The 14963-nt window shown below is 52.7% G+C and carries 16 protein-coding genes and 2 pseudogenes; 9 read left to right on the top strand and 9 right to left on the bottom strand.

Annotation, left to right across the window (positions count from 1 at the left end):
- Positions 1-5 precede the first annotated feature (5 nt).
- The 3 genes from QPL96_RS13305 to QPL96_RS13315 are packed head-to-tail and all read left to right on the top strand — an operon-like array spanning position 6 to position 1601.
- Positions 6-497 carry a hypothetical protein gene (locus QPL96_RS13305; RefSeq protein WP_303287805.1) on the top strand — a complete coding sequence of 164 codons (492 nt, stop codon included), beginning with the start codon at positions 6-8 and terminating at the stop codon, positions 495-497.
- Positions 497-1315, top strand: a complete 819-nt coding sequence (locus tag QPL96_RS13310) for a hypothetical protein (RefSeq protein ID WP_011783439.1) — start codon at positions 497-499, stop codon at positions 1313-1315. The genes QPL96_RS13305 and QPL96_RS13310 overlap by 1 nt, the downstream gene beginning before the upstream one ends.
- Positions 1316-1361: 46 nt before the next feature.
- Positions 1362-1601, top strand: coding sequence for a hypothetical protein (locus tag QPL96_RS13315; protein WP_072678497.1), 240 nt, complete (start codon positions 1362-1364; stop codon positions 1599-1601).
- Between the two features lie 45 nt (positions 1602-1646).
- Here QPL96_RS13315 and QPL96_RS13320 read toward each other — a convergent pair whose 3' ends face one another.
- Complete coding sequence (locus QPL96_RS13320; protein ID WP_303287806.1) at positions 1647-1877, bottom strand: hypothetical protein; 231 nt, start codon at positions 1875-1877, stop codon at positions 1647-1649.
- A gap of 5 nt (positions 1878-1882) precedes the next feature.
- The gene (locus QPL96_RS13325; RefSeq protein WP_303287807.1) at positions 1883-2656 is read right to left on the bottom strand and encodes a thioredoxin domain-containing protein; all 774 of its coding nucleotides are present in this window, start codon (positions 2654-2656) and stop codon (positions 1883-1885) included.
- 806 nt (positions 2657-3462) lie between these two features.
- On the opposite strand from QPL96_RS13325, the gene QPL96_RS13330 reads away from it, so the two are divergent.
- The 4 genes from QPL96_RS13330 to QPL96_RS13345 all read left to right on the top strand — a co-directional run bounded on the left by QPL96_RS13330 (position 3463) and on the right by QPL96_RS13345 (position 6830).
- Entirely contained in the window at positions 3463-3942 is a 480-nt protein-coding gene (locus QPL96_RS13330) for an HNH endonuclease family protein (protein WP_303287818.1), read from the top strand.
- 306 nt (positions 3943-4248) lie between these two features.
- Complete coding sequence (locus tag QPL96_RS13335; protein WP_303287808.1) at positions 4249-5982, top strand: ATP-dependent endonuclease; 1734 nt, start codon at positions 4249-4251, stop codon at positions 5980-5982.
- Positions 5983-6076: 94 nt separating this feature from the next.
- Entirely contained in the window at positions 6077-6490 is a 414-nt protein-coding gene (locus QPL96_RS13340; RefSeq protein ID WP_303287809.1) for a hypothetical protein, read from the top strand.
- A gap of 94 nt (positions 6491-6584) precedes the next feature.
- A complete protein-coding gene (locus QPL96_RS13345) occupies positions 6585-6830 on the top strand; it encodes a hypothetical protein (protein ID WP_303287810.1) in 246 nt (81 codons plus the stop codon).
- 229 nt (positions 6831-7059) lie between these two features.
- Here QPL96_RS13345 and QPL96_RS13350 read toward each other — a convergent pair whose 3' ends face one another.
- From QPL96_RS13350 to QPL96_RS13360, 3 genes are read right to left on the bottom strand one after another with little or no spacing between them, the layout of a single operon-like run.
- Positions 7060-8685, bottom strand: coding sequence for an IS66 family transposase (locus tag QPL96_RS13350; protein ID WP_303287811.1), 1626 nt, complete (start codon positions 8683-8685; stop codon positions 7060-7062).
- 57 nt (positions 8686-8742) lie between these two features.
- Positions 8743-9111: an IS66 family insertion sequence element accessory protein TnpB gene (gene tnpB, locus QPL96_RS13355; RefSeq protein WP_303287812.1), complete on the bottom strand. Its 369-nt coding sequence runs from the start codon at positions 9109-9111 to the stop codon at positions 8743-8745.
- Positions 9111-9422: a hypothetical protein gene (locus QPL96_RS13360; protein WP_075194880.1), complete on the bottom strand. Its 312-nt coding sequence runs from the start codon at positions 9420-9422 to the stop codon at positions 9111-9113. The genes tnpB and QPL96_RS13360 overlap by 1 nt, the downstream gene beginning before the upstream one ends.
- Before the next feature lie 216 nt (positions 9423-9638).
- Here QPL96_RS13360 and QPL96_RS13365 point away from each other — a divergent pair, with 216 nt between their 5' ends.
- Positions 9639-10097: a hypothetical protein gene (locus QPL96_RS13365; RefSeq protein WP_303287813.1), complete on the top strand. Its 459-nt coding sequence runs from the start codon at positions 9639-9641 to the stop codon at positions 10095-10097.
- Between the two features lie 279 nt (positions 10098-10376).
- On the opposite strand, the gene istB is transcribed toward QPL96_RS13365, so the two are convergent.
- Entirely contained in the window at positions 10377-11117 is a 741-nt protein-coding gene (gene istB, locus QPL96_RS13370; RefSeq protein ID WP_273029782.1) for an IS21-like element helper ATPase IstB, read from the bottom strand.
- Positions 11104-11925, bottom strand: a pseudogene (locus QPL96_RS13375) (IS21 family transposase); the annotation flags it as partial. The gene istB and the pseudogene QPL96_RS13375, both read right to left, overlap by 14 nt.
- A gap of 185 nt (positions 11926-12110) precedes the next feature.
- Between QPL96_RS13375 and istA the strand changes: the two are divergent.
- Positions 12111-12749: pseudogene (gene istA / locus QPL96_RS13380) on the top strand (IS21 family transposase); the annotation flags it as partial.
- A 111-nt stretch (positions 12750-12860) separates the two neighbouring features.
- Here istA and QPL96_RS13385 read toward each other — a convergent pair.
- Together QPL96_RS13385 and QPL96_RS13390 are read right to left on the bottom strand one after the other, a co-directional pair.
- A complete protein-coding gene (locus QPL96_RS13385) occupies positions 12861-13877 on the bottom strand; it encodes a tyrosine-type recombinase/integrase (protein WP_303287814.1) in 1017 nt (338 codons plus the stop codon).
- On the bottom strand, positions 13874-14863 hold the full coding sequence (locus QPL96_RS13390) for a tyrosine-type recombinase/integrase (RefSeq protein ID WP_303287815.1): 990 nt from the start codon (positions 14861-14863) through the stop codon (positions 13874-13876). Before QPL96_RS13390 ends, QPL96_RS13385 begins: the two co-directional genes overlap by 4 nt.
- Between the last annotated feature and the right edge of the window lie 100 nt (positions 14864-14963).

Consider the following 14963-nt stretch of genomic DNA (forward strand, 5'->3'; position numbering starts at 1 on the left):
ATCCAATGAAGCCACAAGCCCTCACCATTCTATCTTTCCTGCTGGCCGCCAATGCCGTATGGGCTGATCCGCCTGAACCTGGAGAGAAAGCACGCAAATTTGCGACCCAAGATAAGGCAGCTCAGCTAGTTCAAGGCTATTACCAGAAGGCAGCGATTGGACTGTCAGACGAAGATCTCGATCGCTTTTTTACAGCGCACAAACGTGAGCGTCACAACAAGCTGGTACGGCGGCTTGCCACGATTACAGGCCAGAACGAAGACATTGAGCAACGGCGTGTTCTGGATATTGAGCGACTCAATGCCCAGTGCGAGACGCTAAGCCTTCAGGGAGGCCACACGTCAGGTTCTGCAACCCGGATGGCTAAGCTTATATATTCTGTAAGCAACCAATGTGTCGATTATCCACCCAGGATCCAGAGAACCATTGTGCTGTCCTATTCCTCGGACTTTGGCCAGTGGCAAATCCACCGTGTACGTAATTCGGTGGTTCAGTAATGACATTCAAGAGCCTGATCCTGAGCGTTGCGATCTGGGGCGCCGTGGTGGCCCCAACCGTTGCCGCAGAGACTGATGCCAATCGAGCAAAACCGTTCCCGGAAGTCACCTTTGATAGAGTGAATGCGATCTTTGGGGACAACCTGGATACCAGCGATCCGCGGCTTAAAACGCTGCTTCTGGCGATCGGGATGGATCACACATCGACAAGCTCACCGCACAAAAGAGAACAGGTTGGGGTGCCTTTCATTGTCCATTACGGAGCCCATTACTGGGTCAACCGATTGGCCGCCGGTGATGCCAGCATAGATGTGCTTGTGAATAATGCCCTTCTGCTGTTGTTCGCCGAGACTGAGATTCCTGGGCGGGAAGAAGCTGCCTATAGTTTGATGACGGCGGCAGCGGGATCAGGTTACTGGCCAGCGGATTACTTTATCGCTGAAACGGATCTGCAGAATCACCTGGTCCGCGATCCTGTCAACATTGTTCCATTGTCGAACGAAATTGATAGAAGCCACCTTCAAGAAGTGGCTCAGAAAACAATGGCTGCCTACAACCGATGCGCAGAGTTAGGGTTCGCACCATGCCGATACCGGATTGGATTTTGGTTGAGTAACTCTCAGCCGACGCTGGTGGATGGTCTTACTGTGTTGCAGAACGCAGTCAACACAACCTTGCGTGACACCCGTTACCAGGGTGTCCTGGATGCTGAACTTGTGTCTGCGACAACCGCTCTGGTCGAGCATGGTCATCTGATTGGGCTGACAGCCGACATGCGCCAGCAATATGACCAGTTATTGAAGAGCGTGCTCAAGTAATACCCTAAGGCTCAGCTCGTCCTAAAGGAATAGGGGCAAAGGTGAAATGAATAATGGGGAAAGTGTGCCGGAAACGAAGGCTTATAAGTGCGGACCTTATCTCGGATCGGTTGCTGCGGCCGTTCGCTATGGCTCTTTTGAAGACGTCGAAAAATTTGCGAAGTGCCTGGCCACTGCGGATAAGGAGGCGCTCATTGCTATATGGGATGCCCAAAACAAGCCGGTAAAACTATTCCTTGGCGACATCGAGCTTCTTCACAAATGCGCCGCAATACCGATCTCATAGGCCGGTAGACCAAGAAGTAAGCAGGGCTCGGGCCCATTAATTTAATCAAACCTCAGTCGAACCAACCCAGCTGTCACCCAAATAGGCATCCAGAGGAAGCCCTGTAATATCCCGCGTCGCGTATTCCAGCGTTGACTGAGTCCAGCCGCTATTAGGCGCCGGTACCTCCAGCAGGACAGCTCCGGCGGTAGTCAAAATCCTCAGATTCTGGTGCGCAATAGACGTCAAAATGTCCGGCTCATCATCCACTTGATCCACAATGAAGGTGATCGCCACGACAGTCAGCCCCTCAGTATGTGCTGCACGGCCTGGGCTATTTGCTCGGCCGTCTTGTAGCCCTTGATCAAGTACGCATCACCAGTCTGAGTATCAATAATCCGTAGTGCCGGTGTCCCTGTTATTCCAAGCGCCTGTCCTTCCCGATAGTCACTCTCAATGCGATTCTCGTGGACGTCCGACGCCATGCACAGGTCGATTGCGACGCCGCTAAGGCCCATACCTCGTACAAAATTCGTAAGGTCTCCAACCCCCTTACCGTTTCCGGCAGTCTCGAATATGAACCGGTCCAATGCTGCCCAGGCGACTCTGTTACCGTAAGAATCTTTCACGCACTCAATGACTTTGGCCTGCAATGCTGCTGCCGGATTATGACTTTCGAGAGGGAAGTGCTTGAACTCCCAGTTGACGGTGTTCTCTGCGTTGTCGACAACCTGTTTTAAGTCATCGTGCATTTTTCGACAGAAGGGACACTCGATATCACCAAATTCCTGAAGGGTAATCCGCGCTTCGGGGTTGCCGTAGATCAACCGGTGGTCCGGCGTTGACTGCTGCGCCAGTTCGAACTCAAACACCTTTTTCTCAAAGCCATCTTTGGCGCGCCGGCGTTCCAATACCTCCAGTCGCTGATCGACCAGGGCTACAACCGTATGTTCCGAAATTGCCTGAGATTGCCTTGGCTGACCCTTCAAGGACTGAATCTCCGAATATTGATAAGCAAGAGCAGTCGACATGGCTCCGAGTGTTGCAATCAGAGCAATATGGGGAAGTTTGGGCATATTACGCGCTATCCAGAGAGAGATCTGGGCATCCTAGCGGTGCCACCGGCAGCTGTTTCAACAAAAAGATCTGTTCTGCCAGACCCATTTCAGGTCAAGGTGTTCAAGTCTCGGCTTAGAATTCTGACAATCAAAGTTATGAGTGAGATTCACCATTGATCAAAAGCGGTACTGATACTGGCGTAGTTATCGCCCAAATCTCCGAGCAATTGGGCGGCATGCAGGCTCTGAGCTATTTGCCGCCTGGATACGTTGGTAATTGTGCAGTCATGTCGGGTAGCGAGACGTTAGCTGTCTTGAACAGTGGGATGGAAGCAGTTCGAATCGCAGCCTACGCAATTACTCCGGACGGAGGTTACAGTGATGTGTCTGTACACCCGTCCTCTTTGGAACCAACGCATTCAAGTTTCTGTAACTGGATCAATGGATTGCAATAGCGTATAAGGGGCGCAGATCAGTGGGCTGAGGTGGTTAAGCAGGAATGTCCCCGGGCCCACATGGCATTTTCAACGCAGTATCCTTTCTAATTCTGCTTCACCAAAAGTAAGAAAACCTCGCTCGTGATCAGTTCTCTAGTAAAAGCCATTATCGTCGTTTTGCTCGTCTCTGCAGCTCCGACTGCAACCGCTTTAGTAAAAATGTCCAACAGCGGTGTTTGTCACCCACCGCAAAGCAGCTGGTATGACCGTACCAAGAGCTACCAACCATTTGAGTCAGTAGATGCGTGCCTTGCATCCGGCGGGCGGCTACCGAAAAACATTGCACATCTAGCCCAATCGGCTTCAGCCAATCAGAACGTAGCGCCGATGCGGAATTATTCACGGTCTGCCTTCGGCCACGGCTGGGACGACTCTGATGGTGATTGCCAGGACAGCAGAGCTGAAGCATTGATTTCAGCGTCGTCTACCCCCGTCCGGTTCGCGACGGGAGATAGATGCCGGGTGGTAACGGGGAGGTGGATTAGCCCGTTCACAGGTAAAGTGATTCAGAACGCCGCTGAAGTAGATATTGACCACGTAGTACCGCTCAATTGGGCGTGGGATCATGGGGCCAGCTCTTGGCCCCGGCAAAAGCGTGAGAAGTTTGCGAACGATCCGGTGAATCTGATACCTGTTGAAGCTAGCTTGAATCGCAGCAAGGGTGCCAGGGGCCCGAAAAACTGGTTACCGCCCTCTGGTAAATGTGCGTATGTCGCCCGGTTTTATAGGGTTACAAAAACTTACCAATTACAGCTGAGCGCAGCTGAGGCTATGTGGATCCGAGATTTTTTGCAGCAATGCCGCTGAAAGGAGTTTGGCCATGGTGATCGGCGAGCGGCCTCTATTAAACAAAAGCGAACATTCGAGACAGGGTTTTCCTCTAGATTCTCCGCTCTAATCAAAGCCACTTCATCCAGTGTGATTGGTGGAGAAAATTGCAGACGCTGAATGATTACATGGCAGAGTTGGCATCGCTCGGCTAAGCTATTGTTTTATCGATTCATTTGCAACGCGATTAATGCTTATTAAAAGTCAATAATAATGACGCAGTCAAATTTCTGCAAAGATAAAGCACACTGCGTAATTGCTATTAAGCCTCTATAAGGAGATAACATGGCTGGTAAGAAGAAATCAGTAGAAGTGGTTCCTCTTGTTGATGAAGAAGGAAACTCTCCCCGTCCACGTCTACATAAACTTCGGATATGCAATTTCAGGTCAATCGGAACTGAGACAGTTGAGATCGAGCTTGACGACATCGTTGTTCTTGTCGGACCTAATAATGTCGGTAAAAGCAGTATTTTGAGGGCCTATGAAACTGTTATGTCTCACGGGTCCAAGGATGGAAAGCTGACAATAAATGATTTCCCCAACGGGCAAGTTGATCCAGAAAACCTGCCAACAATTGAATTGCATACAATCGTGTTTGATGATGCTCCGGGCGAAAGGTGGCTTGAGCCCACTGCTGATAGTGAGTGGTTGATACGTGAAAAATGGGTTTGGGACAGCCCTAATAAAGATCCCAAGAGACAAGGGTTCGATACTCAGAAAAATGACTGGGATGAGCAAGTTCCTTGGGGCGCACCTAACGTTGCCAACTCTCGACGCCCACTTCCGCATAGGATAGATGCGTTCGCAACACCAGAAAAGCAAGCGGCTGAAATAACAAAATTAATAACCAGCATGCTAAAGGAGAAAATATCAGAAATTAAATCAGATCCTGACCAAGAAAAATCTGATTATGAATTGATACTAGATAGAATTCGACAACTTCAGACAAAAGTCGTTAAGGCGACCGAGGATGAAGTAAAAGTTATCGAAAGTGAAGTGTCTGAATATTTGAGAAAGTTGTTCCCTAAGCACCAAATAAAATTCGATGCGAAGCCAGAGGCTGATCTTGAGGGAGCATATCAGCCCTTCAAGGGTAATGCGGATCTTCTTATGGGGCCAGAAGACGGTTATTTTAGTACGATTGAGCACCAAGGGAGTGGCGCAAGGCGAACTCTGTTATGGGCAACATTAAAATACTTGTCTGAATCTCAGGATAAAAAGGGTTCTCGCCCCCATGTGTTATTGCTGGATGAACCAGAAATTTGCTTGCACCCTTCAGCTATACGGGAAGCTAGGTCGGTACTTTATGATCTGCCAGAAAGCGGTAATTGGCAGGTTATGATTACGTCTCACTCACCAATATTTATAGATTTGTCGAAAGACAATACCACCATAATCAGAGTATTTCGCGACGAAGATAGCGAAGTCAAGAGCACTACGTTATATCGTCCAGAAAGGGCCAAGTTGGACGAAGATGATAAAAGAAACTTGAAGTTAATGAATGTCTGCGACCCTTATGTGCATGAATTTTTCTTCGGCGGCAGGCAAGTTATTGTCGAAGGTGATACTGAATTTACAGCGTTCTCGATGTTAAAAGAGTTCTATCCAGAAGAATATGGTGATGTTCAGATAATCAGGGCAAGAGGGAAAGGCATTATCCCATCGGTTGCCAAAGTGCTTAAACAGTTCTCTAAGTCATTTTTCATTCTTCACGACACAGATGAGGAGTACACGGCCAAAGGGACTAAGAATCCCGCCTGGGGAATGAATAGCACCATCGCAGGGTTACAGGAAGAAGATGGAAGTGTAAACCTCGTTGCTTGCAAGACCTGCTTTGAAACGGCTCTTTTTGGAGAAGAAGCAAAAAATGAGAAGCCATATAATGCGCTGGTGCGAATTAGAGAGGATGAAAATATTCGTACTAAAGTAAGAGCTTTACTTGATTATCTGATTGGTGTGGAAGGGGCGGTTCTACCAGAGAAATGCATACACTGGAAGGTCGTCGAGGATCTGGCTTAACAATCGGCTGTACGGTGACCGATTTTCAGCCGCCCTTTCCACACCGGCGCGTGAGCCGGGCGTTGATATGACTCACCACGTCAAGAGGCACAAGATGAAAAACAAACTAATCAGATTTCTCCTTGTATCAACATTGCTTTTTTCTGGCTGCTCTACAACTGGGACCAACCAAGACTTGCAAACCAAATCGATCCAGACTGAACTCGAAACTGGAGAACTTGCAAGTATGGAAGCCGAGATCCAGGAGCTAAAGAATCGAATCCTGAAGCTAGAATCAAGATTATCTTCAATTAAGGACACAGGTGAGCCTGTCATACCCAATGACGGATGGAAGAGACTAAAAAGTTGGAGAAAACTGAAAACGGGAATGGACTATGAAGCGGTGGAGAAACTGCTTGGACCGGCTCACAGAATTGATGGAGGCATAATTGCAAATTGGTATTACGAAAATGGCGGGCGAGTTAACTTCTTCGAAGGTTCGGTTCAGAGATGGAAAGAGCCAGACTAGCACCACATAACAATCGCATGCAGTCCGACAAAATTGCCGCGCTTTGCTTGCAATTTTGCGGCTGATGCGGGGCGTTTGCGACAGGGAGGAGCATATGAGAGATCTACGCGACATTGCCAAGGAAATTCGAGGTGACTGGACCCACATCAATAATAGTGCAGCAAGAGAAGCTCTTGAATGTATGGAAACGATGGGAGATATCAAAAAACCGTTCTCTTCCGATCCTAACGGTTACCGAGTTGTCGGTTCGTTTCTCTCAAACTCAATGGGTTGGCGTGGCGAAAAGGCTCGCAGAATAAAGAAAGAGTTGAAGGAGATGTGCGGCCATCCCAGACCTTAGGATAGTGAGTCAGAATCTCGGTTATGGAACAACTTTAGGGAGCTGTAGTCTCCCCGGGGCCTCGCGCTAACCAGTAGCGTCAGTCGGTCGCATCTACGCTAGCGCTCTGGTGCGCCGCAAAGCCAAGGCGTTTAGGCAGAGGAACAGAATGAAATTATCCCCTGTGCAAGTCTCAAGCTATTTCATGCAGCAACTTGAAAGTAAGCGCCATTAAATCGACCCACTTGCCCTAATCGTATTGAGCGACTTTTTTTGAGGCCGGCAGCTCAGCATTCCAGGGCAACAATGCTTCCAGTTTTCCGAGGCTGTCCGCTTCGGCAATGTGTTTTAACACATGGTGGATGTAAGCGGAGGGCTCCAAATTATTTGCTTTGGCCGTTTCGATCAGAGAATAGCAGGTAGCACTGGCGTTTGCGCCCTGTGAGGTATCGGCGAACAGCCAGGCTTTTCGGCCAACGGCGAAGGGCCGGATGGCGTTTTCGGCCAGCACGTTGCTGATCTGTAAATCACCGCGTTCGCAATAGCCTGTCAGGGTATCCCACTGGTTCAGGGTATAGTCCATCGCCTTGCGGGTGAGCATGCCCTTCATCACCTTTGGCGCATGTTTCTCCAGCCAGACTTTGAAGGTTTTCAGCATAGGCAGGCTCTTTTCCTGACGAACCCGATAGCGCTCGGCATCGCTCAGATCCCGGGCGGCTTTCTCAACCGCGTACAGTTTCCGGATGTGGCCCAAGGCTACATCGGCTTTCGAGGGTTTGCCTTTGGCCGGCGCGGCTCTGGACGCTTCCACGAACTTACGTCGAGCGTGATCCCAACAGCCAATCCGGGTCAGTTTGTTCTCGCGGCACACCTGCCCATAGCCGGAATAGCCATCGGCTTGCAGGATACCCTGGAAGTCATCCAGTAGACGCACGGGCACCTTGCCACCGCGAGAGGGATCGTACTCGAACAGAACCGAGGGCTTGCCGGGCGGGCCACCCCGGGTGACCCACATCCATTTATCCGATTGAGCTTTTTTGCCGTCTTCCTTGAGCACCTGGATCCGGGTTTCATCAGCTTGCAGGTAATCGCTACCGTTCTGGGCTTCTCGCATCAGATTGATCAACGGCTTGAACACGTCGTTCAGGCGGATAATCCAATGCGCCATGCTGGTTCGGCTGACTTCGTGACCCAGGCGTTTGAGCATCTGCTCCTGCCGGTACAGCGGCAAGCCGTCGGCGTATTTGGAGGTAATGAGATAGGCCAGCAGTGACGGTGTCGCAATGCATTTGCCCAGTGGGTGGGCTGAACGAGGTGCCGCAACGATGCGTTCCTCGCCATCCTGTTCGAAGACGGCTTTTTCCTGCCAGTATTCCAGCACCTTCAACTGAGCGGGAATGTACTCCAGCTCTTCTTTCACCTTGGTGAAGAAGGTCTTGCTGGCTCCGGCTTTCTCTTCGTCGCTGAGCGTCAATTCAATACGCTCGCGCAGCAGATTATCGGAGAAGCCACGTTGGCGGCGCTTGCGTGAACGAGGAGGAGCATCGGCCTCTTCGACATCCTCAGGTAGCTCATCGCGCAGCTCGTCAATCCCGACTTCCAGTTCGGCTTCATCGAACAGGGTGATCTGGTTGGGCTGCTTTTCGCTGCTGGCTGCGAACTGCTGGATCTTTTTGTAGCGCAGTAACTCTTCGAGAAGGGCGATGTAGTTGTCACGACGCTCTATGGTTTCGTCGCGCTCTTTCAACTGACTCTGGAGAATGTCATCTTTCGCAGCCAGTTGTTCTTTCAGGTTACTGATAACGGCCATCATTTCAGCGGTGGAGAGACCACTGAGATCGGGTGTTTTGGAAGCATTATCAGGCGTTGTTTTCATGGCAAAATTATAGCAAAAACAACGCCCTTACACACTAAAAAACACCATAAAAAACCGCTAGCCAACGCTGTCGTAATGCAGTGTTTTATGGCCTCGCAACAACGTAATGTCGTAGCCGTCCAGCAGCCAGTTGATCTGCTCTCCGGTCAATGACATCAGCTCATCGGAGGGGCCTGGCCATTTGAATTTTTCCTCGGCCAGGGCCTTGTAATAGAGTACGAAGCCGTTGTCTTCCCACATCAGGCACTTGATCTTGTTCCGCTGCCGGTTGGTGAAGGCGTAGAGGGCACCCGAGAACGGACTGTGTCCCAGCTCCCGCTCAACAATCAAGGCCAGGCCGTTGGCCTGCTTGCGGAAATCAATGGGCTGACGGTACAGGTAGATCTCCGGCAAGTCCCAGGATGGGCGTAGGTATCGGTGGCGCATCACAGCTGCCTCAGCACCGCACCCAGCAATTCAATGTTGCCCGCATGCAAGCCGGTAATCGACACACCACCGGGCAGAGAAACCCTTAGCCCATCGGGTGTTCCTGAGTCAGGAGCCGCCGTGACTCTGGCAAACCCGGACGATGCAACCTCGTTTAATTCCGGTTCGCTGTGCGTCAGTTTCTTTCGCCAATACACAAACCGGCAATAGGTCAGAGATTGTTGTTTGCAGTAAGCCATTCCAGAAAGGCCGGACGCCTGCCAGTCCGTGATACGCTGCTGCCAGATCTGTTCTCGTTGAGTGTGAACCATGCTGACTTCCTCTATTGATGGTGAGGAAATCAGTGTCGGCAATCTTGGGGCTGGGGTGTAGGTGCTGATTTAAAGGCGCTTACACTTGAAAGCTTTCGAGTTTTCATTGAGTTGTCTGAACGTCAATGGCGAGATGAGTCAGCGTCATATGAGCGATCATTAAACATTGATGAGGACGAAGCGCTGAGCTGGGATAGGTACGGCTACAGGAATGATTTGGCGGCAAGCATCGCGCAAGAATTTCCTCAGTATCAACGGCAGTCACAACTGATTATGGTTATCTCGCTATTCGAAGATTACCTAAATCAGCTATGTCTAAGTTTCAAGAAGGCCAACAGATCGAATGTCGCACTAACTGATATAAAGGGCAGCGGCATCGAACGAGCTAAGACTTACTTGAAAAAGGCAGTTGGTATCCCGTTTCCATCAGATGGCGACTCATGGAAGAAAATACTTGATGCGCAGTTGATCAGAAACATAGTAGCTCACAATGGCGGCCATCTTGACGAAGTTCAACACAGCAAGCACCTAAAAGTAGTAACGGCCAGCGATGACTTGGATGCTGAAGTTTTTGCCAGGTTGCACTTGATCATAGAAGCAGATTATTTGCTTTCGTTAGTGAGTGCCATGGAGACACATGCAGCGGCACTTCAGAAGGTGTCCGACAGTGCCTAACAATCGTATGCAGTGAAGCAACCTACGTTCCGCCGTTTATGTCGTGCGTCGCTTCGCTCCTTTTTACCACAAAAACGGATCCACTACGGTTGCCCACTGATGAGGGCGTTATCCCCAAGTCTGAATGTCCGCTTTGCGACCAATCGGGAGTCAAACTGAGCTAAAGACCGATTCTTACGATGCCTATTCTCCCTCAAATGGGTTCTACCCTGTTTAGATGTCAATGGCCATTTATTTTGACCCACCTTTGGCCAATAAAATTGACCCACCCTTCATAGTCTAGCTCGTAACTTTCTGCTTCAGTCGATAGCTTTCTCCTCCCAACATAAAGATGTGTGAATGGTGGATGATCCGGTCAATGATCGGCACCGCCACGTTGTCGTCGTGGAAGAACTCGCCCCAGCTGGTGAAGTCCTTGTTGGTGGTCAGGATGATGGACCGGTATTCGTACAGGCTGTTGATCAGTTGGAACAGGTTGTAGCGGGCCTGCCGGGTCATAGGCAGGTAACCCAGTTCATCAATGATCAGCAGATCGTATTTGGCCAGGGCGCTGACCCGCTTTTTCAGCTCACCCTTCATCTCGGCCAGTTCAAGCTCTTCCACCAGATCCAAGGCGTTACGGAACAGCACCCGGTAGCCAGCTTCCACGGCTTTGTAGCCAATGCCGATGGCCAGGTGGGTCTTGCCGACACCGGGCGGGCCGATGAACACCAGGTTGTTGCGCTCGTCAAGGAACTGGAAGTCCAGCAAGGCATTGACCTGGCGTTTGGTGATGGCGGTCTGGTGCCTGTAGTCGAAGCCCTCCAGGCGCTTCTCGGTCGGGAACGCGGCCATCTTCCGGTTCCGGCGGATGCGCTTGTCCTGGCGCTGGATCAGTTCGTGTTCGGCAAGCCGGTCCGCGAAGCTGAGATAGGACATCTCGTTGGCTTCCGCCTCGGCCAGCAGGCTTGTTAATTCATCGGCGGCTGCGCTCAGGCGCAGACTGCGGTAGCGGGCCACGGTTTGCTCAAGCTGGCTCATGGGTCACCCCCTGGCCACTGGAGCGGCCAATACGGCGATAAGCACTCAGATCCAGTGTTTGCTTTGGTTCTGGCAGCGGTTCCGGCTGCCGTTCCCGGAGGACGGCGGCTTGGGCCGCTTCAAGGTAGCTTTGCAGCCGTGTGGCGGTCATGCCGGGGCGCTCTGCCAGCGTCGTGATCAATACCGGGTCCACGGGTTCGTGGCGCTTGAGCAGGTTACGGGCAGCGACGAGCTGATCCTTGTAGATCTTGGGCTCGGAGCGTTTGAGCTGCTGGCACAACTGATGCCCGATCTCATTACCGATCAGGGCGTCGATATCGGATTCCAGCTTGCTCACGCGCTGGGCATGGTCTCGGTAGTGATGAGTGTTCTTGACCACCTTACCCTTGTCGGAACACAGCGCATGGCTGGCGATGACATCGCCTGTGTTCAGGTCGCTGATGTGGAGTTGGCCGCCGGACTCCAGAACGCCCACCCGGGCCTGTTGCCAGGCCATGGGCACGGAGTATTTGTTGGCCTTCCAGGCGATCAGGCCGGTCTTGTCGGCTCGACGTGTCTCGTGGGCCAGCGGCTGCACGCAAGCTGGTGATAGGTAAGCCTCCAAGTGCTCTCGCTCGTCCCGTTCGAAGCGTTCCCGGGGTGGTTCGCCGGTGGTCCCATGAATACGGACATTGGCTACACTCTCAACCCAGTCCTGCACGTGCTGGCGTACGTGTTCCTGATCTCGGAAGACTTCACCGTAGAGGCAATCCTGCTTGACGTACTTCACGCCGGCTTCCACCTTGCCCTTGCTCTCCGGGTCGTAGCCTGCGTATTCCAGACCAAGGTTGCCACTGATTCCAGACGAAGCCTGCCACCCATTCCACGCGAAAGCTGCCACTGATTCCACGGCAAAGCTGCCACCCTGGCAGGCTGCCTGACTCGCCCCATCGAAGCCGCGTGACGCGGGATAACTTAACGGTACTCTGATCCTTTTCATCCGGAGAAGGTCAGATGCCCGCGAAGAGGTTATCCATGCGCAAGATCAAAGATGTCCTCCGTCTCAAATGGGACAGAGAACTGAGTAACCGCCAGATTGCGGCGGTCTGCGGCGTCAGCCGCCCCACTGTGAGCGAATACCTGCGCCGCACGGTTGAGGCCGGTCTGAGCTGGCCGTTGCCAGCGGATCTGGACGAGGCCCATCTGGAGCAGTTGCTGTTCCCGCAGCCACCGGATCTGCCGGCACAGGCCAGGGGCATCCCCGACTGGCAGCACATCCGTGACGAACTCGCGGGCAAGAATGTCACCCTGTTCCTGCTCTGGCAGGAGTACCGACAAGCCAACCCGGACGGCTATCAGTACAGCTGGTTCTGCGAGCACTACCGGGCTTGGCGGGGCAAGCTGGACCTGGTGATGCGCCAGGACCACCGGGCCGGTGAGAAGCTGTTCGTGGACTATGCCGGCCAGGCCGTGCCCGTCATTGACCGCACCACCGGAGAGATCCACGAGGCGCAGGTCTTTGTCGCGGTGATGGGCGCATCCAATTACACCTACGCCGAAGCCACCTGGAGCCAGACATTGCCGGACTGGATCGGCTCTCACACCCGGGCCTTCCAGTATCTGAATGGAGTTCCGGAATTAGTGGTCCCCGATTATGTGCCGGGACACATAATCGGGGTTATGTTCCCAATCCCATTATGTTCCGTTCACCCTGGAAGCCCTTGAAACCATAAGGAGGCCCCCTTGCACTGGGGCACATAACGATCACAGGGATTCCAGCCATTGCAGCAGCTCGGAATTTGATCGCCATACTGGCTTTCGGTGGGACTCCGCCGGAGAATCCCAAACAGGCTCACAGGTGCGCAGCGCGTCCACTTTCATTCGGAGGGTGATCTCGGCGTATCGGTTGGTGGTCTCCAAACTGACGTGTCCAAGCCAGGCGCGGATGACGTTGACCTCGACACCTGCTTCAAGCAAATGCACGGCCGTCGTGTGGCGTAAGACATGGGGTGAGGTGTGCTGCACTTTACCATCTGCGCTTTTCTTCACCACCTTGACGGTATGACGCCGCACGATCTTGTAGATACCAAATCTGGTCAGCGGCGCACCGTTGCGGGCCAGGAAGACAGCGTCATTGCAGTGGCGCCGTTGCCAATTTTGCTCCAGTAAGTCCTGCATCAGACCCGCCGTTCGCGTCCACAAAGGACAGGTGCGCCATTTGTCACCTTTACCATGCAGCCGTACTCGGGGCTCAGAACCGAGTTCTAGGTGCGTTGCGCGCAGATCCGCTACCTCCTGTACGCGTGCTCCGGTGTTATAAAGGAAGCGAAGCAAGGCTTGGTCGCGCAGAGCCTGAGGGTGGTCGGTGGGCAAGGCAGCGAACAGAGCATTAATCTCGTCGCGTTCGAGATACAGAGTCTCGCTCGGTTGCCAGCGTTTGACGGGAATGGCGGCAATTTGCTGTGCTTCCCCGAGCACGTAGGGCTCACGGCCGGCAAGATACTCGAAGAAGGTATGCAGCGCCGCCAGGCGCTGGTTTCGGGTTCTAACCCCATTACCACGTTCCTGTTCAAGGTCTTGCAAAAAATGGCGCACTCGCTCGCCAGTGAGATCAGCCAGTTCCAAGCGGGTGATCCGGCAATGCTTATCCTTTGCAGCGAATTGCAAGAACAGGCGCAGGCTCTCCTTATAACTTCGGATACTGGCCGGGCGCAGCCCCCGTTGGCATTTAAGGTGGTCTTCTACGAAGGCAAAGACGAGACGCCCCAATTGATCTGTCATGATAGCTCCTCCTCTCTGCGGGGATCGGCGAACCGCTCGAACCGTTGGCTCGCCTCCCGGAGCAGTGCTTCGGTGATGGTCAGATACCAGGCAGTCGATGCCGGGTCGGCATGGCCCATGAAGGTTGATAGATGAAAGAGCCGTTGATTGGGATCCACGCCGGTGCGATACCAGCGGAGCAGAGTTGCGACCGCGAAGGAATGGCGCAGGCAGTGCAGATGAGATTGGCGTACGCCAGGTGGCACGTACGGATCCATCTTCAGTATCAAGTGGTGAAATGTCTGACTGACCGTCTCAATACGCATTGGCTTGCGCTCTGGGAAAAAGCTGAAAGAAAATACCGGATCATCCGGCTGCCATGGCCCAGACCGATCAACGCCAAACTGTAGATAGACAGCGATCTGTTGCGCCATGCGCGGGCCAAAGGGGACCAAACGCGTCTTGCCAAACTTGCTCTTGTCGATCACCAGAAGGCTGCGCTGGCAATCGACGTCGCGATACCGAAGATGCACAATCTCGCCGACACGCAGGCCCAAACCGTACATCAGCGAGAAGATTGTTCGGTAGACCATGCCACGACAGGGTGCCCGGGAATTGTCCGGAAGCTGTGACGCCAACGTCAGGATGTCTTCCACCTGAGCCGGTTCGAACAGGAAGGGTTTAAGCTGGGAAGTCACCGGCTGAGGGTGAGCACGAACCGGAGAATGCGCTAGCCGCTCCTGGGTCACCTGCCAGGCAAAAAAGCAGCGGAGCACCCCCAAGAGGTGGTTATAGCTGCGTGGGCGAGTGCGTGGCCGCGAAGCGAGAAAGGCCTCAATCAACGCCGGTTGCACTAACGCCGCATCACTCACCCGTTCCTCGACCAAAAAGTGATCGAATAATTGCAAGGCGAGCTCTTCAGTATCAAATTTTCGGCCCAGCGCGCGCTTGTAACTCAAGTAAGCCGAAAAATCCTTGCCCAGTACGCTGTGAAAGGAGGCGGTCATGGCAGCACCTCCTCTTGGCCCAGCGCCACCATGCGCAGGGTTTCCACGTCCACCTTGGTATAGATGCGGGTGGAACTTGGCGATGCATGACCAACGTAAT

The organism is Marinobacter sp. SS8-8 (assembly GCF_030540945.1).
Classification (GTDB): Bacteria; Pseudomonadota; Gammaproteobacteria; order Pseudomonadales; family Oleiphilaceae; genus Marinobacter.